The sequence below is a fragment of the Curtobacterium sp. NPDC087080 genome (assembly GCF_044745105.1).
In the GTDB taxonomy this organism is placed as follows: Bacteria; Actinomycetota; Actinomycetes; order Actinomycetales; family Microbacteriaceae; genus Curtobacterium.
In genome coordinates, this window is the sequence record NZ_JBIUZP010000002.1 from 264,557 (window position 1) to 281,797 (window position 17,241).

Annotated in this window: 16 protein-coding genes; 5 read left to right on the top strand and 11 right to left on the bottom strand. The window is 71.4% G+C overall.

Annotated elements, in window-relative coordinates; genetic code table 11:
- Positions 1 to 58 precede the first annotated feature (58 nt).
- On the bottom strand, positions 59 to 1,516 hold the full coding sequence (gene purF, locus ACIPEQ_RS05515) for an amidophosphoribosyltransferase (protein ID WP_402714400.1): 1,458 nt from the start codon (positions 1,514 to 1,516) through the stop codon (positions 59 to 61).
- A 71-nt stretch (positions 1,517 to 1,587) separates the two neighbouring features.
- On the opposite strand from purF, the gene purM reads away from it, so the two are divergent.
- A complete protein-coding gene (purM, locus tag ACIPEQ_RS05520; RefSeq protein ID WP_402714401.1) occupies positions 1,588 to 2,688 on the top strand; it encodes a phosphoribosylformylglycinamidine cyclo-ligase in 1,101 nt (366 codons plus the stop codon).
- 593 nt (positions 2,689 to 3,281) lie between these two features.
- On the opposite strand, the gene ACIPEQ_RS05525 is transcribed toward purM, so the two are convergent.
- The 10 genes from ACIPEQ_RS05525 to ACIPEQ_RS05570 all read right to left on the bottom strand — a co-directional run bounded on the left by ACIPEQ_RS05525 (position 3,282) and on the right by ACIPEQ_RS05570 (position 12,623).
- On the bottom strand, positions 3,282 to 3,503 hold the full coding sequence (locus ACIPEQ_RS05525) for a DUF3073 domain-containing protein (protein WP_058727428.1): 222 nt from the start codon (positions 3,501 to 3,503) through the stop codon (positions 3,282 to 3,284).
- Between the two features lie 169 nt (positions 3,504 to 3,672).
- Positions 3,673 to 4,113: a DoxX family protein gene (locus ACIPEQ_RS05530; protein ID WP_209679961.1), complete on the bottom strand. Its 441-nt coding sequence runs from the start codon at positions 4,111 to 4,113 to the stop codon at positions 3,673 to 3,675.
- A 171-nt stretch (positions 4,114 to 4,284) separates the two neighbouring features.
- Positions 4,285 to 4,551 (bottom strand): DUF3072 domain-containing protein, encoded by a 267-nt coding sequence (locus ACIPEQ_RS05535; RefSeq protein WP_058727430.1) that lies wholly within the window; start codon positions 4,549 to 4,551, stop codon positions 4,285 to 4,287.
- A 66-nt stretch (positions 4,552 to 4,617) separates the two neighbouring features.
- Entirely contained in the window at positions 4,618 to 5,373 is a 756-nt protein-coding gene (locus ACIPEQ_RS05540) for a hypothetical protein (protein WP_402714402.1), read from the bottom strand.
- A 13-nt stretch (positions 5,374 to 5,386) separates the two neighbouring features.
- Positions 5,387 to 7,636 carry an APC family permease gene (locus tag ACIPEQ_RS05545; protein WP_402714403.1) on the bottom strand — a complete coding sequence of 750 codons (2,250 nt, stop codon included), beginning with the start codon at positions 7,634 to 7,636 and terminating at the stop codon, positions 5,387 to 5,389.
- Between the two features lie 128 nt (positions 7,637 to 7,764).
- Complete coding sequence (locus tag ACIPEQ_RS05550) at positions 7,765 to 8,346, bottom strand: PadR family transcriptional regulator (RefSeq protein WP_126892322.1); 582 nt, start codon at positions 8,344 to 8,346, stop codon at positions 7,765 to 7,767.
- Positions 8,343 to 9,314, bottom strand: coding sequence for a DUF4097 family beta strand repeat-containing protein (locus tag ACIPEQ_RS05555; protein WP_402714404.1), 972 nt, complete (start codon positions 9,312 to 9,314; stop codon positions 8,343 to 8,345). The genes ACIPEQ_RS05550 and ACIPEQ_RS05555 overlap by 4 nt, the downstream gene beginning before the upstream one ends.
- 134 nt (positions 9,315 to 9,448) lie before the next feature.
- A complete protein-coding gene (locus tag ACIPEQ_RS05560; protein WP_402714405.1) occupies positions 9,449 to 10,756 on the bottom strand; it encodes an ABC transporter substrate-binding protein in 1,308 nt (435 codons plus the stop codon).
- Positions 10,757 to 10,828: 72 nt separating this feature from the next.
- Entirely contained in the window at positions 10,829 to 11,731 is a 903-nt protein-coding gene (locus tag ACIPEQ_RS05565) for a carbohydrate ABC transporter permease (RefSeq protein ID WP_402714406.1), read from the bottom strand.
- A gap of 10 nt (positions 11,732 to 11,741) precedes the next feature.
- A complete protein-coding gene (locus ACIPEQ_RS05570; RefSeq protein WP_402714407.1) occupies positions 11,742 to 12,623 on the bottom strand; it encodes a carbohydrate ABC transporter permease in 882 nt (293 codons plus the stop codon).
- Positions 12,624 to 12,837: 214 nt separating this feature from the next.
- Here ACIPEQ_RS05570 and ACIPEQ_RS05575 point away from each other — a divergent pair, with 214 nt between their 5' ends.
- The 4 genes from ACIPEQ_RS05575 to ACIPEQ_RS05590 are packed head-to-tail and all read left to right on the top strand — an operon-like array spanning position 12,838 to position 17,160.
- Positions 12,838 to 14,058: an ROK family transcriptional regulator gene (locus ACIPEQ_RS05575; RefSeq protein WP_402714408.1), complete on the top strand. Its 1,221-nt coding sequence runs from the start codon at positions 12,838 to 12,840 to the stop codon at positions 14,056 to 14,058.
- Complete coding sequence (locus ACIPEQ_RS05580; protein ID WP_402714409.1) at positions 14,055 to 15,119, top strand: ROK family protein; 1,065 nt, start codon at positions 14,055 to 14,057, stop codon at positions 15,117 to 15,119. Before ACIPEQ_RS05575 ends, ACIPEQ_RS05580 begins: the two co-directional genes overlap by 4 nt.
- Positions 15,116 to 16,132: a Gfo/Idh/MocA family protein gene (locus tag ACIPEQ_RS05585; protein ID WP_402714410.1), complete on the top strand. Its 1,017-nt coding sequence runs from the start codon at positions 15,116 to 15,118 to the stop codon at positions 16,130 to 16,132. Before ACIPEQ_RS05580 ends, ACIPEQ_RS05585 begins: the two co-directional genes overlap by 4 nt.
- A complete protein-coding gene (locus ACIPEQ_RS05590; RefSeq protein WP_402714411.1) occupies positions 16,129 to 17,160 on the top strand; it encodes a Gfo/Idh/MocA family protein in 1,032 nt (343 codons plus the stop codon). Before ACIPEQ_RS05585 ends, ACIPEQ_RS05590 begins: the two co-directional genes overlap by 4 nt.
- Positions 17,161 to 17,241 lie beyond the last annotated feature (81 nt).

Genomic DNA, 17,241 nt, shown 5'->3' on the forward strand with positions numbered 1-17,241 from the left:
GCCCGGTACCAGCTGGTACCGGGCCTCCCGTCCGATGCGTGTCGCGTCGGGACGCGACTCAGCTGAGCTGGTTCGCCTCCACCCACGACAGGTACTCCGGGCTCACGGTGCCGCTGACGTACTCGCCGGTGAAGCAGCTCATCTCGAGGTCGGTGACGTCCGAGCCCTCGATGATCGCGTCGCGCATGTCCGCCACCTCCTGGTAGATGAGGTGGTCGCTGCCGAGCACGCGGTTGATCTCCGGGATCTTCCGGTCGTGCGCGATGAGCTCCGCGCGCGTCGGCATGTTGATGCCGTACACGTGCGGGTAGCGGACCGGGGGAGCGGCGCTCGTGAACGTGACCTCGTTCGCACCGGCGGCACGGGCCATCTCGACGATCTCGCGGCTCGTGGTACCGCGGACGATCGAGTCGTCGACGATCAGGATGTTCTTGCCCTTGAACTCGGACGACATCGCGTTGAGCTTCTGGCGCACCGAACGCTTGCGCTCGGCCTGCCCGGGCATGATGAACGTGCGGCCGACGTAGCGGTTCTTGAAGAAGCCCTCGCGGTAGTCGATGCCGAGCTTCTGCGCGACCTGCATGGCTGCGGGGCGCGACGAGTCCGGGATCGGCATGACGACGTCGATGTCCCCGGTCGGGGCGTACTGCGCGATGGTGTCCGCCAGGCGGTTGCCGAGGCGGAGGCGGGCGTCGTACACCGAGATGCCGTTCATCACGGAGTCGGGACGTGCGAGGTAGACGTACTCGAACGAGCACGGCACCAGACGCGGGTCCTTCGCGCACTGCCGGGCGTGCATCTGACCGTTCATCTCGATGAAGACGGCCTCGCCCGGGGCGATGTCGCGGACGATCTCGTAGCCCCCCGACTCGAGCACGAGGGACTCGCTCGCGACGACCCACTCCGGCTGCCCGGCCTCGTCGAACTTGTGCCCGAGGATCAGCGGTCGGATGCCGTACGGGTCGCGGAACGCCAGCAGGCCGTGCCCCGCGATCGTCGCGATCGTGGCGTAGGAGCCCTCGACGCGCTCGTGTACGCGCTCGACGGCGTCGAACACCTGCCCGGCGTCGAGCTCGCTGCCGCGGACCTGGCCCTGGAGCTCGTGCGCCAGGACGTTCACCAGCAGCTCGGTGTCGCTCGTGGTGTTCAGGTGACGGCGGTCGATGTCGAACAGCTCGCGGGTGAGCTCGCGGGTGTTCGTCAGGTTGCCGTTGTGGACGAGCACGATGCCGTAGGGCGCGTTCACGTAGAACGGCTGGGCCTCTTCCTCGTTGCTCGCGGCACCCTTCGTGGCGTACCGGACGTGCCCGAGGCCCATGGTGCCGAGCAGGGCACGCATGTCACGGGTGCGGAATGCTTCGCGGACGTGCCCACGCGTCTTGTGCATGTGGTGGACGCGACCCTCGACCGTGGCGATGCCCGTCGAGTCCTGGCCCCGGTGCTGCAGGAGCAACAGGGCGTCGTAGATGGATTGGTTGACGGGCCCCTGCGCAACGAGGCCGACGATGCCGCACATTCGCGGAGTGCTCCAGACCGTAGGATCGGGTGGTACCGAACAAGTCTGCCATGCTCCGCGGAGGACCACGCATGCCGAACCCGTACGCTGCCGCCGGCGTCGACACCGCCGCCGGTGACCTGGCCGTCGAGCTCATGAAGTCCGCCGTCTCGGCGACGCACAACGCCTCCGTGCTCGGTGGCGTCGGCGGCTTCGCGGGGCTCTACGACGTCTCGTTCCTCAAGGACTACTCGCGACCGTTGCTCGCCACCTCGACCGACGGCGTCGGCACGAAGGTCGCGATCGCGCAGGCGATCGACAAGCACGACACCATCGGCCAGGACCTGGTCGGGATGGTCGTCGACGACATCGTCGTGGTCGGTGCGAAGCCGCTCTTCATGACGGACTACATCGCCTGCGGCCGCGTCGTGCCGAACCGCATCGCCGACATCGTCGCCGGCATCGCCCGCGGCTGCTCGGCGACCGGGACCGCGCTCGTCGGCGGCGAGACGGCCGAGCACCCGGGGCTGCTCGGGCCGGACGAGTACGACGTGGCCGGTGCCGCGACCGGTGTCGTCGAGGCCGACCGACAGCTCGGCGCGCACCTGGTGCAGGACGGCGACGTCGTCGTGGCGATCGAGTCGTCCGGGCTGCACTCGAACGGGTACTCGCTCGTGCGGCACATCCTGTCCGGCAAGGGCATCGGCTACACCGACCAGCTGCCGGAGTTCGGCGCAGGAGTCTCCGTGGGCGAGGCCCTGCTCGAGCCCACCCGGCTCTACACTGCGCCGCTGCTCGACCTGCTCGACGCCCGGCCCGGTGTCGTCCACTCGCTCTCCCACGTGACGGGCGGTGGCATCGCTGCGAACCTGGCGCGCGTGCTGCCCCTCGGCACCTGGGTCGAGGTCGACCGTTCGACGTGGACGCCCCCGACGGTGTTCCGGGTGCTCGCGGACATGGCGGGGACGCCGGTCGAGGACACCGAGGGCACGTGGAACCTCGGCATCGGGATGTTCGCCGTCGTGGACGCGGCCTCGGCGTCGGCGGTGCTCGAGGACCTGCATGCCGCCGGGCTGCCCGCGTGGACGGTCGGCACCGTGTCGACCTCGGCGCGCGGGCTGGACGGGTTCGAGCAGGGCGCCAAGGGCGTCGACGGCGGCGCGGTCCGGCTCGTCGGTTCCTACGCCGGCTGAGGCGCGCCGGCCGCACCCGTCGGCCGCGGGCGCGAGCGGGTGCGACGCGCCGCTCAGGTTCGACGAGCGGGCAGTTCCGGTCGCTGCGGGGCGTCGAGCGTGACTGATCGCACCCGGTCGACTGACTCTTCCCGGTCGACTGACCCTTCCCGGTCGACTGACGCTGCCTGGCGCCTCGGCTGCAGTCAGTCAGACGCGGCCGGTCAGACGCGGTCGGCAGATCGTCGTCGGTCGGGTCGGGGCTCCTGCTGAACGGGCACGACATGCCGCTCAGGTCCGGCGGGCGGGTGTGTTTCGTCGTCGGACGGCTTCGAGTGTGACGGATCGGGCGCGCTCGGGAGCGCCGAGTCGGCTACCAGGCGTCCGCGGCCGGTCGACGTGCGTCGGATGACCGGGGGCCGACAGGCCGACGAGGCTGCCACCGAGCGAGCACGACATGCCGCTCAGGTCCGGCGGGCGGGTGCGTTCCGTCGTCGGACGGCGTCGAGTGTGACGGATGTGGCCCGCTCGGCGAGTACGAGCCCGGAGCCCGCCGCCCGCGCACACGACGACGCCGCGCGGCCCCGGAGGGTGCGCGGCGTCGACGGTTCAGGTCAGGCGGACTTGTTCTGGTCCTGCTGGGGCTCGAACTCGTCCTCGTCGTCGCCCGGTTCCTCACCGTACTGGTCAGCCCAGCGGTCGACGTAGGAGTCTTCGTCCGAGTGTTGCCCGGCGGAGAGCTCGCGTTCGAGCGCACCGTAGTTCGTGTCCGGACTGAAGTACTTCAGCTCCCGGGCGACCTTGGTGTGCTTTGCCTTCTGACGGCCGCGCCCCATGCGTGACCCCCTCGTGATCGGCTCTGGTCCGGTCCTGGCGGGTGCGTGGTTGCCACCCGGGGAACCGAACGGTTCGTGGTTTGAAATCTGCCGATCACTCTACCATGTACCCCGTTCCCCACCTGGCCACCGACGTCCCCCGTGGCGGGGAGGAAGACCTGATCAGGACTCAGGCGGGGAGGGGCTCCCGGACCCCGCGCTTCCGTCGCGCGGAGCGCAGCACGAGGGCGTCGACCGAGAACCGTCCGGGTCCGGTGAGCGCGACGGCGAGGGACGCCACGGCGAGCACCAGCACGTACTCGAAGCCGCCCTCCTGGGCGAAGAAACCCGCGGTGGCGTGGGCGAGCAGGCCCGCGACGACCATGTCGACCGCGAGCAGCAGGCCGACGACGCGGGTGGCGACGCCGAGCACGAGGAGGATCCCGCCGACGAGTTCGAGTCCCGCCACGAGCGGAGCTGCGACCTCGGCGAGCGGGACGCCCATCCCGGCGAAGCCCTGGGCGACGCCGGGGATGCCCTGGGTGAACTTCTGGGCGCCGTGGGCGATGAACACCACGCCGAGGACGATGCGGAGCGCGGTCAGGCCGATGGAGGTCGATGTCGTTCGCATGCTGCCGACGCTATGCGGTGACGTGTCATCGACCGGATGGCCTCGGCGAACCGCCCGGACTCTGCCAGGGGCTGTCCAGGAGACGGTCCACCGAAGCGGGGACCGGCTCTCAGGAACGACCGACGCCGGTCCGCCACAGCGGGGACCGGCGTCGGTGGGAGGAGCGAGGTGTCAGGAGTCCGCGCCGCGCCCGGTCTGCTGCTGCAGGCGGTCGATGTGCTCGGACGCCTCGGCCTTGGTGAGGTCCGCGGGGAGTTCCTCGCCGGCCTCGCGGGCCAGGGTGTCGAGGTAGCTGCGCTGCGGGCCGGTCATGGGCTCGTCGCCGGTCACCCACTGCTCCGGGTCCTTGCTCGCGGTCGTCGAGGGGTCGGGACGCTCGCCGCCCAGGGTCTCGCCCTGGTGCGACTCGTCGGGGGTCTGGTCTGCTGCGTCGGTCATGGGCCGAACCTACGCGCGACGGCGGACCCGACACGCAGCGAGGACGTCCCCCACGGGACCGGGCACTCAGACCGGCGTCGCCGTGTAGCGCACCAGGTCCGGCCCGACGCCGCTCGCCGCGATCGGCACCTCGGTGTCGCCCTGCCGGATCCAGATCGTCGCGGCCTGCTCGTCGATCCGGACGACCTCGTGCAGCGACCCGTCGAGCAGCACCGCAGCCTGCACCGACACCTGCCCGGTCGACGGCCGCGGCGGCAGTCCCACCACGTCGGCGCCGTACACGGCGTGGCGCCCGGGGGAGAGGAACGGCGACACCGGTGTGGTCACGACCTCGAGTCCGTCCTCGACCGGACGCACCGCGACCAGGCGCACCGCCTGGTCGGTGGGCAGGGGGACGTCGACGACGGGCGCGTCGACCGGGCCGGCCAACGCGCGGAAGGCGGGCCGACCGTCGGGGGCGAGCCGTGCCTCCAGGCCGTCGATCCGGACGCGACCGCGGCCACGTGAGTCGGCGTAGGTCCCGGGCTCGAGCCCGGAACGGCGTGCTTCGAGCCGCGTGACGACGACGCTGTCCGGCCGGTACCAGTCACGGAGCGTCGCGGGGTCGACCCAGCCGATGCTGGCGACCCCGCGGGCGAGGTCGGCGCCGTCGTCGGCGGGTCGTTCGTCGAGGGCGCCGAGCGGGTGCTCGCCGCGCACCGGGACCAGTCCGGCGTACGGTCCGGCCGTCGATGGTTCGTGGTCGAGCACCTCGACACGCTTCGAGACCTTGCCGCCGTGGCCGTCGAAGGTCGCGAAGGTGCGCAGGTCGGAGATCGTCATGTCGCGGACGATGCTACGACCGGTCGCCGTCACGTCGTGCAGGTGCGGGGACGAGGAGACGCATCTCGCCCGTGCACTGCGTCTGGTCGACGCCCTCGGCGGGGCCGGCCGGACGCGTCGCGCGCCTCGGCTGCAGGCCGTCGCGCTGCAGCGGCCGTCCCACGGGCTGCAGGCTGTTCCGCTGCACCGACCGGAGGAGCCGGTCCTCCTGCGCGTCGTGGTGGAACACGCCCTGCGGCGAGCGGCGGAGCGCCGGACGGATCGGCTCCCCGCGGCGCTCCTGGCCCGGGAGCGGCCGCGAACGACGGCCGTACAGCAGCTCGGACGAGTCGAGCAGCCACGGCACCAGGGCGACGGTCACCCCGTGCACGAGCAGCAGCTTCTTGCGGATCCGGCGGCCACGGTGGTTGTGCAGCAGCGTCTCCCACCAGTGGCCGACGACGAAGACCGGCGTGTAGACGGTCACGACCTCGGACCCGTGCTCGGCCCGGTGCGCCTTGATGTACCGGATGAGCGGCATCGAGATGTCGCGGTAGGGACTCGGCACGACGGTGAGCGGGACCTCGATGCCGTGCTCGACCCACTGCTCCTGCAGGCGACGGGCCTCGGCGTCGTCGATCGCGACGTGCACCGCCTCGAGTCCGGCGTGCTGCGCCGCGATGGCGTAGTCGATCGCCTTGAGCACCGGCTTCTGGAGCCTGTTGACGAGGACGATCGCGTGGTCGCCGGTCGCGCCGAACTGCGTGTCGACGTCCGCCTCGACCTCGTGCGAGACGTCGCGGTAGTACCGGTTCACACCGAGCATCAGCACGAAGAGCACCGGCATGATCACGAACACGAGCCAGGCGCCGTGCGTGAACTTCGTGATGGTGACGATGACGAGCACGACGAAGGTGGACGTCGCGCCGATCGAGTTGATGGTCAGCGAGCGCCAGACCTGGCCCCGGTCGACGGGCTCGTCCGCGGTGCCGTCGCGGTCCGCGCGGAGGAGCCGCAGCCAGTGCCGGACCATGCCGGTCTGGCCGAGCGTGAACGACACGAAGACGCCGATGATGTACAGCTGGATCAGGCTCGTGACGTTCGCCCGGTACACCACGAGCAGCGCGACCGCGACGAGCGCGAGCACGATGACGCCGTTCGAGTAGATGAGCCGGTCACCACGCGTCGACAGGGCCTTCGGTGTGTAGGAGTCCCGCGCCAGGATCGAGCCGAGCAGCGGGAAGCCGTTGAAGGCCGTGTTCGCGGCGAGGAGCAGCACCGCGGCCGTCGTCGCCTGCACGACGAAGAACAGGATGCTGCCGTTCCCGAAGGTCGCGGCGGCGATCTGCGCGATGAGCGAGCGCTGCGGCGTGGTCGCGCACGCGGTGAAGCCCTGCAGGTCGCAGGCGCGCTCGGCGTAGTGCACGTGGGAGACGAGTGCGAGCGTGATGAGCCCGACGAACAGCACGATCGCGATCGAGCCCATGAGCACCAGCGTCGTCTGGGCGTTCCGGATCTTCGGTCGGCGGAAGGCCTGCACGCCGTTCGCGATCGCCTCGACACCGGTCAGGGCCGAGCAGCCGGACGCGAACGCGCGCAGGAGCAGCAGCACGAAGGCGGCCTGCGTCGTGTGCTCGACGTTGTCGATCGTGTACGCGGCGGACTCGGCGACGGGGGCGTTGCCGAGTGCGGTGCGGACCAGGCCGGTCAGGACCATGACGAACACCGAGCCGACGAACAGGTAGGTCGGCACCGCGAACGCCTTGCTCGACTCGCGGACCCCGCGCAGGTTCACCCCGGCGAGCAGCACCACGAAGGCGACCGCGAGCTCGACGCGGAACGGGTCGAGGCCGGGCAGGGCCGAGATGATGTTGTCCACGCCCGACGCCACCGACACGGCGACCGTCATCACGTAGTCGACGAGCAGGGCGCTCGCGACGACGAGACCGGCCTTCTCGCCGAGGTTCCGGTGCGCGACCTCGTAGTCGCCACCGCCCGACGGGTACGCCTTGACGAGCTGTCGGTAGGACGCGACGACCACGACGAGCAGCAGCACCACCATGGCCGCGACCCACGGCGCGAAGGTCAGGAACGCCATCCCGCCGAGCAGCAGGATCATGAGGAGCTCCTGCGGCGCGTACGCCACGCTCGACAGCGGGTCGCTCGCGAAGATCGGCAGCGCCAGGTGCTTCGGGAGGAGCTGTCCCTCGAGCTTCTCCGAGGGCAGGGGATCCCCGATCAGTCGCGCCTTCAGCGACCGGATCTCGTTCGTCACGAGCGGCAAACCTACTCAGTTGCGCGTGCGAGTCAACACTGTGGGAACGGACAGGCCCCGCGGGGCACGCGACGGGCGCGTGCCGTCGTGTGGCGGACGGGAGGCGCGGATCGCCACCACCCGTCCGCCGGCGGCCGTCAGACGGAGCGGCGCAGGGCCTCCAGGCCGTCCCGCAGACGCGTCACCGTGTCCTCGGTGAGCGTCCCGCGCGTCGCGCGGCGACGCAGGTCCGCCCGGACCTGCTGCCGGAAGGCGGCGATCGCCATCTCCACCTCGCGCAGGGCGCGGGCGCCCTCCGTCGGGACGTCGACGGGCTCGTCGGCGGTCTGGCCTCGAGGGGCCTGGGCGCTCGCGGCGAGGTCCGCACGGAGCGAGCGCATGGCCTCGCCGACCGAGGCGCGGACGCCGTCGGCGAGGGACCGCACCGAGTCGGCGACCCCGGACTCGACCGCGGCGAGCTCCTCGGCGCGGGCGTCGAGCTCGGCGCGGCCGGCGTCGGTGATCGCGTAGACGGTCTTGCGGCCGTCGACGGTCTTCGTGACGAGCCCCTCGGACTCGAGCTTGGCGAGCCGCGGGTACACGGTGCCGGCGCTCGGGACGTAGGCGCCGCCGAAGCGCTCGCCGAGGGCCTGGATGAGCTCGTAGCCGTGCATCGGACGGTCGGCGAGCATCGACAGCAGGGACAGGCGCAGGTGGCCGTGCGCGAAGACGGGGCTCATTCGGGCACCACCGTCTCGTCGTCGGTTGCGCGTTCGCCGGGGGCAGTGCTGGTACCCCGGTCGGGCACCACCGTCTCGTCGTCGGTTGCGCGTTCGCCGGGGGCAGTGCTGGTACCCCGGTCGGGCACCACCGTCTCGTCGTCGTCAGCCGTCGGAGCGGACGGCGCAGCCGCGGGCGGTGCGTGCAGGACCGCGATGTCACCCGAGACCGAGTTGACCTTCAGGTCGAGCCACTGCCCGGACAGCTCGCCGCCCTGCTTGACGTACGAGCCGCGGACCCCGCGGATCTCGGAGTCGTCGAACTGCAGCCCGCCGGTCGCCGTGCTGACGGTGCAGCGGTAGGGGACGCCGTCCTCGAGCCGGACGCTGACCGATCCGGACACCGTGTCGATCCGCGCCGCGTCGGGCGTGCCCTGCAGGTCGAGCACCACGTCGGCGTTCACCCCGTCGGCCGTGAGGCGCGGGATCGCCCCCGTCGCCACGACGTCACCGGACACGGTGCGGACGGTCAGCGCACCGTCGAGGTCGCGCACCGTGGTCGACCCGGAGACGGCGTGCACGGCGAGGTCGCCCGCGAGCCCGTCGACGACGGCGTCGCCCGAGACGGAGTTCACGGAGGCGCCGCGGTTCGTGCCGGAGAGCAGCACGCCCGCGGAGACGACGCCGATCGTGACCCGTGCGTCGCGCGGCACCAGCACGCTGACGTCGGCGCTGGCACGTCCGCGGAACGACTTCAGGAACCCGAGCGGGTCGTCCCACCGGATCTGCGGGTGGTCGATGGTGAGCGTGTCGCCGTCCAGCTCGATCTTGAGCGGCTTGCCGGACACGCCGTGCACCTCGATCCGGGCGGTCGGTTCGTCGTGGGCGACGACGTCGACCTGCCCACCGGCGAGGCCCACGCGCAGGGCGCGGACGATGCCGGTGTCGATCACCTTGGGCTCCTCGACGAGCCACTTCTCCTGGGCCATGTTGCCTCCTCGAACTCGCGATGTATCGCGTCTGGTGCAGTCACGGTACATCGCGAGTCTGCTCTCGTCATCAGGGCGGCACGCAGGACGGCCCCGCTCCCGGTCGGGAGCGGGGCCGTCCTGCGGAGCGACCGCTACTTCGCGGCGTCGTCCAGTGCCGCCTGGGCCTTCTCCGCCGCGGCGTCGAGGGCTTCCTTCGGGCTGGTCTTCAGCAGCATCGCGGACTGCAGCTGCGTCGACAGGGCCGCGCTCACCTCGCCGTACGCGGTGATCGACGGGCGCGCCTTGGCGTACTCGAGCTCGTCGGCGAAGGCCTTGAGGCGCGGGTTCTCCTCCAGGTACTTCTTCCACGTCGCGTTGTCCGCCGTGGCCTGGTTCGCGGGGAGCAGGCCGGTCGCGATGTCCCACTTCGCCTGCGTGTCCGGGCTGAGCCACCACTGCAGGAACTTCCACGAGGCGTCCTGCTTCGCGGTCGTCGTCTTGATGACGTACGAGTTGTTCGTGCCGAGGTTCATCGCGGGCTGCTCGATGCCGGGGAGGGCGAAGACGCCGACGTTGTCCTTGCCGAGCGTGCTGTCGATGGTCGACAGGTCGTACGCGCCGGTGATCGCCATCGCGGCCTTCTTCGACGTGAGCGCGGGGACGGCGCCGTTCGTCGAGGTGGTCAGGAGCGACTGCGGGTAGGCGGAGCCGTCCTGCAGCATGTCCGTCCACGCCGTGAGCGCCTTCACGCCCGCGTCGCTGTTGAACTCGACCTTGGTGTTGTCCTCGTTGAGGAACTCGCCGCCGGCGCCCCAGAGCATCGACTGCCACGTGAAGACCGGCCACTCACCGGTGCCGATCGGCAGGTAGGCGCCGTACTGGGTCGTGCCCTTGGTGAGCTTCTTCGCGTCGTCCTGGAACTCCGACCACGTCTTCGGGGTGTCGGTGATCCCGGCCTCCTTGAACATCTCCTTGTTGTAGACGACGGCGTAGTCGCCGATGTCGGTCGGCAGCGTGTACTGCTTGCCGTCGAACTCGCCGGTCGAGAGCATGCCCTCGGTGAAGCTGTCCTTCGTGACGTCACCGCTGGACAGGTAGTCCTCGAGCGGCAGGACCTTGCCGGTCTGGATCACCTCGCCGGTCTGCTGCGGCGTGCTGTCGCCGAGCACCATGTCGGGGCCGGTGTCGTTCTTCAGCGCGTTGATGAGCTTCGCGTCGAACTGGTCGGACGAGGCCGCGTACTGGGGCTGGACGTCGATCTCGTCCTGCGAGGAGTTGTACTCGTCGATGAGCTTCTTCACCTCGGTGGCCTGGGGCCCCGTGTAGTTGTGCCAGACCGTGATCGTGGTCTTGCCGCCGCTGCCGCCGGAGTTGCCGGTGACGGAGCCGCCGGAACACCCGGACAGGGCCAGTGCGGCACCCACGGCGAGGGCCGTGGCACCGAGCAGTCGCTTGCGCATGAGTCGTCCTTTCTCGGACTTCGGGTGGAGCGAAGGGTGATGAGGAGGAGTGGAGCGAGGGGTGGTGCGGGATCAGCGGAGTCCGCCGGCCATGGCCGACACGATCTGCTTCTGGAAGATGATGAAGACGATGAAGACCGGCAGGATCGCCAGTGTCGAGCCGGCCATCAGCAGGTTGAAGCTCTGGCTCGCGTTCGCGGACTGCAGCTGCGTGAGGCCGACGGAGACGGTGAAGAACTCGGTCCGCGACGCCACGAGGAACTGGAAGAAGAAGTTGTTCCAGTTGTAGACGAACGACAGGACCGCGAAGGACCCGATCATCGGGGTCGCCATCGGCGTCACGACCGACCACATCCGCCGCCACACGCCGGCACCGTCGACCCGACTGGCGTCCTCGATCTCGCTCGGGAACGACGTGAAGAACTGCCGGAACAGGAAGGTGCCGAGGATGGAGGGGATGTTCGGCACGATGAGGCCCTGGTAGCTGTTCAGCCAGTGCAGCGACGACAGCAGGGTGATGAGCGGCGTGAACACGACCTCGAACGGCACGAGGAGCGCCGCGAGCAGGACGACGAAGACGATGTTCTTGCCGGGGAACTTCAGGCGCGAGAACGCGAAGCCCGCGGCCAGGCTCGTCACGATCTGCCCGAGGGTCGTCGCGATGGCCACGACCGTCGAGTTGAAGAAGTACAACCCGAAGGGGGCGACGGTGAAGATGTCGGTGTAGTTCGACAGTTCCCACTTCCGCGGCAGGAACGTCGGCGGGAAGGCGAGTGCCTCCTCCGAGGACTTGAAGCTCGTCAGCAGCATCCAGAGGAACGGGCCGAAGAACAGCACGACCGCGACGAGCAGGATCACGTGCCGCAGGACGGCGGGCGAGTGCTTGCGGAACAGCACGCCGAACGGGCGGCTGCGGTGCGGACGGGAGGCGCGGCGTGCGTCCGCCGGGAGGCTGCGGGAGGCGATCTGGGTCACGGTGGCGGTCCTAGTTCAGCTCGATGGGGTCGCGGCGGTTGATGACCCGCAGCTGGACGACCGCGACGAGGATGCCGACGATGAGCAGGAGGACGGCGGCAGCGCTGGCCGAGCCGCCGTGGAAGAACACGAAGCCCTGGTTGTAGATGTAGTAGAGGATCGTCTCGCTCGAGTTGATCGGGCCGCCCTGGGTCAGGACGTAGACCTGCGTGAAGACCTGCAGCGCGCCGATCACGCCGGTGATGGCGAGGAAGCCCGTGGTCGGGGCGACCAGGGGGAGCGAGATCCGGAAGAAGCGGCGGATCGGCCCGGCGCCGTCGAGCGTCGCGGCCTCCATGTAGGACGCCGGGATGTTCGTGAGCGCCGCCGAGTAGATGATCATCGTGTAGCCGACGCCCTGCCAGATCGAGAACACGATCACCGAGACCAGTGCCCACGGCTCCGAGGTCAGGAAGCCGATCGGGGGAGCGCCGAGCGCGGTCACCACGCCGTTCACCAGGCCGCCGAGCGGCGACAGGATGAAGCTGAAGATCAGCGCGCTGCCGACGATCGGGGCGATGTACGGCACGAACAGCAGTGCGCGGTAGACCCCTCGGCCGCGGAACGGCTGGGCGAGCAGCGCCGCGAAGAAGAGCCCGAGTGCCATCGTGATCGGCACGACGATGACCACGTACAGCGCGGTGTTGCCCGCCGCCCGGACGAACTCGCCGTCCCGGAACAGCCCGGTGAAGTTCGACAGGCCGACGAAGCCGTTCGTCTCGCCGGACGCGGGGTTCCAGTCCGTGAACGAGTAGTAGACCGTCTGTGCCAGCGGGTACAGGTAGAACAGCGCCAGCAGCACCGTCGTCGGGGCGATGAGCACGTAGCCCGCCCTGCCCTCGCGTCGTTCCATCCGGCTCGCGTCCGCTGTGGACGACCGTCGACCGGGAACGCGCACCCTGGTCGGGTTCTGAACCGCACTCGTCATGCGGACCTCCTCTTGGCTCGTCGTTGAACGCTAGGAACAGGCTGTTTCGAGCAGATTACCGTTCGATCACCAAAAGTAAATAGTCGAATCTGCAACGACTTCGTTCGGTAATCGACCGTTTCGTCGCTACAGTGACGACATGCACGAGCAGCACTTCCAGGACATGGACCGCAGTCCGGGGTCCGTCGGGGACGTCCTCCGACTGATCCGCGTCTCGGACACGACCTCGCGCTCGAGCATCGCCAGGAGCACCGGTCTCGCGCCCTCCACCGCCTCGGCCCGGGTCGATGCGCTGACCGCGCTCGGACTCGTGCGCGAGAGCGGCGCAGAGGGCTCCCGCGGCGGCCGACGCGCCCGGCGCCTCGAGCTCGTCGCGGACGCCGGCTTCGTCGCCGCGGCCGACCTCGGTGCCCACCACGTCCGCATCGTGCTCACCGACCTCGCCGGCCGGATCGTCGCCGACACCGACGCGCTCGAGCACGGCGCCGCCACGGTGCCGGTCGCCGCGGGGCCGCGGGCCTCGGTCGCGGCGCTCTGGGACCGGTTCGTCGAGCTCGCCCGTGACAGCGGCCTGGACACGGCCCGCTTCCGCGGTGCGGCGATCAGCGTGCCCGCACCCGTGTCGTACCCGGGCGGCAGCATCGCGACGCCGTCCTTCGAGCCGTCGTGGCACGGCGCCGTGCTGCCTCAGCTCTTCGCCGAGCACACCGACGCCCCCGTGCTCGTGGAGAACGACGCGAACCTCATCGCCCTGGCCGAGCGTCCGGGCCCCGACCGCACGGGCACCCTCGTCGCGGTGAAGCTCGGGACCCGCATCGGCTCGGGCGTGCTGCTCGACGGGCGCCTGCACCGCGGGGTGAGCGGCGCCGCCGGCGAGATCAGCCACACCCCCGTCGACGGCGAGGCCGCCATCGGCTGCACCTGCGGGGTGCCGAACTGCCTCGAGTCGGTGGCGTCCGGGGGCGCGATCGTCGCCCGGCTGCGCGCGGGGGGACGGCAGGTCGGCGGGACGAGCGACGTGCTGGCGCTCGCGGCACAGGGCGACGCGGTCGTCCTCGACGAGCTCCGGCGGGCGGGGGAGCACATCGGCCGGGTGCTCTCCGGCATCGTGAACTTCTGCAACCCGAGCGAGGTCGTGCTCGCGGGCGCGATGTCGGCGTCGTCCGTCCTGGTCGCGACGATCCGGGGCGAGCTCTACCGGTCCTGCCTGCCGATGGTCGCGGACGCCCTCGACGTCCGGGCGAGCTCCTCGCCGCGCGACGCCGGCATCCGCGGCGCGACCGTGCTCGCGATCGACGAGGTGCTCGCGCCGGCCCGCGTGGACGAACTCGCCCGAGCGGCGGCGGAGCGCAGCGCATGACGAGCGCAGCACGGCGCGTGCCCGGCGGAGCGCGCCCCGGCAACCCGGAGCAGTCCGGCGCGGTCGTCGCCGTCGACGTCGGTGGCACCACCGTCAAGGGGATGGTCCGCGTCGGCGACGTCGTCCTCGACCGCGCGGTCCTGCCCACCCTCGGGCCGGTCGACGTCGGAACGCCCGACCCCGGCCACCCCGATCCCGACCCCGCTGCCGGCGGCCCCGCCCTCGCTGCCGTCACGGCCGTGGTCGACCGGCTCGCAGCAGCAGCCACGGCCGCCGGGCACCCGCTCACCGCCATCGGCCTCTGCACGCCCGGGGTCGTCGACGCCGAGACCGGGACGGTGGTCGTCGCGGTCAACCTCGACTGGCACGACCTGCCCCTCGCCGCACTCCTGCGCGACCGGTACGGCGTCCCCGTCGCGGTGGCGCACGACGCCCGCGCTGCCGCGACCGCCGAGATCGCGGCGCGCACCGCGGCGGGTCGGGACGTCGCCGAGATGGTCTTCATCCCGATCGGGACCGGTGTCTCCGCGAGCCTGGTGGTCGACGGTCGCCTGGTGGTCGGCGCAGCCGGAGGCGCCGGCGAGGTCGGCCACGTCTGCGTCCGACCGGGCGGTGAGCCCTGCTCGTGCGGGCAGCGCGGCTGCGTCGAGGTGTACGCCTCCGCCCGGAACATCGGACGGCGCTACCGCGCGGCCGGCGGCACCATCGACGGGGCGACCGACGAGATCGTCGCCGCCGTCGACACCGACCCGGTCGCCGCCGCGGTGTGGGCCGATGCGATCGACGCGCTCGCCGCCGGGATCGCGATCCTGTCCGCCGTGCTCGACCCGGCCGTGGTCGTCGTCGGCGGCGGCCTCGGCGAGTCCGGGGAACGCCTCCTCGCCCCGCTGCGCACCGCGGTGGACGCCCGGCTCGGCTGGCGTCCCGCCCCCCGCATCGAGCAGTCGCTCGCAGGAGCCGGTGCCGGCCTGGCCGGAGCTGCCCTGCTCGCCCGCACCGCAGCCGACCCCACCGCTCCACCACGGACACCGCACCACCCACGAACCAGGAGGACCCCATGACCGCACAGCGACTCCGGATCGGCCTCGTCGGCGCGGGGGTGATCGCCCACGCGCACCTGCCGAACCTGCTCCGCCTCGGGGACGTCGTCGTCTTCTCGGAGGTCGGCGCCGAGGAACTCGTCGCGGCACACGGCGGCGAGGTGGTCGACTCGCTCGACGCACTCCTCACCCGTGTCGACGTGGTGGACGTCGTCGTCCCCACGTACGCCCACGCCGAGGTCGTGCGCGCCGCGCTCGCCGCCGGCAAGGACGTCATCAGCGAGAAGCCGCTGGCCCGCACCGACGCGGATGCCGACGACCTGGTCCGGCTCGCGCACGAGGCCGGCCGGCAGCTCTACCCGGCGCACGTGGTCCGCTACTTCCCGGAGTACGTCCGCCTGAAGGCCGCGGTCGACGCCGGGCAGCTCGGCGAACTGGCCGTGCTGCGGTTCGTCCGCTCCGGTGCGTTCCCGACCCGGTCCGCCTGGTTCGCCGACCCCGAGCTCTCGGGCGGCATCATCATGGACCAGATGATCCACGACCTGGACATCGCCCGGTGGATCGCCGGCGACGTCGTCCGGGTCAGCGCCGTGCACGTCCGGAAGGGCACCGTCGACCACCCGGTCGAGGCCGCGCACGTGCTGCTCACCCACGAGTCCGGTGCGATCAGCCACGTCGCGGGCATCTGGGGACCGGCGCACCTGCCGTTCGTGACCGAGTTCTCCGCCACGGGCACGCTCGGCAGCCTGTCGCACGACTCCCGTGCGGAGCGGAACTACACGGCCGAGCTCCTCGACGAGGAGGGGGTCGGCGGCGACCTGCCGGAGCTCGACCCCGCCGAGGACCCGTACTTCCTCGAGGTCCAGGAGTACCTCGGGGCCTTCCGGGGCGGCGCGGTGCCCCGTGTCTCCGCCGAGGACGGCGCCACCGCGGTCCGCATCGTCAACGCCGCGCTGCGGTCGGTCGCGACCGGGCAGCCCGTCGACCTCGAGCCCGCCCCGGCGGCCGGGACGCACGAGGGGGCGACGGCGTGACCGCCCTGCGGATCGGTGTGCTGTCGTTCGCGCACACGCACGCCCTGTCCTACCTGTCGGCACTGCAGGCGATGCCCGACGTCGAGGTCGTCGGCACCGACCCGGGCGGCACCTCGACGGGCAGCGAGCTGGTCGACCTGCGCGGTCGCGAGCTCGCCGACGCGCTCGGGGTCGCGTACGTCGACACCGTGGAGGAGCTCCTGGCGAGCGGGGTCGACGCCGTCGTGGTCACCAGCGAGAACGCCCGGCACCGTGCGCTGGTCGAGCAGGCCGCCGCCGCGGGGGCGCACGTGCTGTGCGAGAAGCCCCTCGCCACCACCTGGGAGGACGGGCTCGCCATGCGCGCTGCTGCCGAGGCCGCGGGCGTGCTGCTCATGGTCGCCTTCCCGGTCCGGTTCGCGAGCACCTTCGCCCGGCTCGCCGCGACGAAGCGGTCCGGCCGCCTCGGCGAGGTGTTCTCGGTCCGCGGGGCGAACAACGGCATGCTGCCGCTCACCCGCTCGTGGTTCACCGAGCCGGAGCTGTCCGGTGGCGGCGCGATCGTCGACCACGTCGTGCACATCGCCGACCTGCTCGACGAGCTCCTGGACGGCACGCCGGCCGAAACCGTCACGGCGGTCACGAACCGGGTGCTGCACGCGTCGCGCGCGCAGGCCGAGACCGCCGGGCTGGTCACCATCACCTACGCGGACGGCACGATCGCGGCGATCGACTGCTCGTGGAGCCGTCCGGACACCTCACCGACCTGGGGCGGGCTCGCGCTCACCGTCGTCGGTTCCGAGGGCTCGGTCGACGTCGACTTCTTCCGGCCGAGCGTGCGGGGACTCGACGCGGCCACCGGCCGGTCGGTCGTCCTGCCGTACGGTCCGGACTTCGACGCGGCGATGCTCGACACGTTCGTCGCTGCGGTCCGTTCCGGCGAGCAGCCCCAGCCCGACGCGGCCGTGGGACTGCGCACCCTGGCGATCGTGCTGGCGGCGCAGGAGTCGGCCGCGAGCGGCGGGACGGTGCGGGTGCGGTCCGTCTGACCAGGCCCCGTGACGGCCTGGAGGCGCGGTGTCGGCCGGCACCGCGCCTCCAGGCCGTCATCGGGTGCGTCCGGACCAGCG

Coding starts and splice junctions, on each gene's coding strand:
- purF (WP_402714400.1), bottom strand. CDS start 1,516: ATGTGCGGCATCGTCGGCCTCGTTGCGCAGGGGCCCGTCAACCAATCC.
- purM (WP_402714401.1), top strand. CDS start 1,588: ATGCCGAACCCGTACGCTGCCGCCGGCGTCGACACCGCCGCCGGTGAC.
- ACIPEQ_RS05525 (WP_058727428.1), bottom strand. CDS start 3,503: ATGGGGCGCGGCCGTCAGAAGGCAAAGCACACCAAGGTCGCCCGGGAG.
- ACIPEQ_RS05530 (WP_209679961.1), bottom strand. CDS start 4,113: ATGCGAACGACATCGACCTCCATCGGCCTGACCGCGCTCCGCATCGTC.
- ACIPEQ_RS05535 (WP_058727430.1), bottom strand. CDS start 4,551: ATGACCGACGCAGCAGACCAGACCCCCGACGAGTCGCACCAGGGCGAG.
- ACIPEQ_RS05540 (WP_402714402.1), bottom strand. CDS start 5,373: ATGACGATCTCCGACCTGCGCACCTTCGCGACCTTCGACGGCCACGGC.
- ACIPEQ_RS05550 (WP_126892322.1), bottom strand. CDS start 8,346: ATGAGCCCCGTCTTCGCGCACGGCCACCTGCGCCTGTCCCTGCTGTCG.
- ACIPEQ_RS05555 (WP_402714404.1), bottom strand. CDS start 9,314: ATGGCCCAGGAGAAGTGGCTCGTCGAGGAGCCCAAGGTGATCGACACC.
- ACIPEQ_RS05560 (WP_402714405.1), bottom strand. CDS start 10,756: ATGCGCAAGCGACTGCTCGGTGCCACGGCCCTCGCCGTGGGTGCCGCA.
- ACIPEQ_RS05570 (WP_402714407.1), bottom strand. CDS start 12,623: ATGGAACGACGCGAGGGCAGGGCGGGCTACGTGCTCATCGCCCCGACG.
- ACIPEQ_RS05575 (WP_402714408.1), top strand. CDS start 12,838: ATGCACGAGCAGCACTTCCAGGACATGGACCGCAGTCCGGGGTCCGTC.
- ACIPEQ_RS05580 (WP_402714409.1), top strand. CDS start 14,055: ATGACGAGCGCAGCACGGCGCGTGCCCGGCGGAGCGCGCCCCGGCAAC.
- ACIPEQ_RS05585 (WP_402714410.1), top strand. CDS start 15,116: ATGACCGCACAGCGACTCCGGATCGGCCTCGTCGGCGCGGGGGTGATC.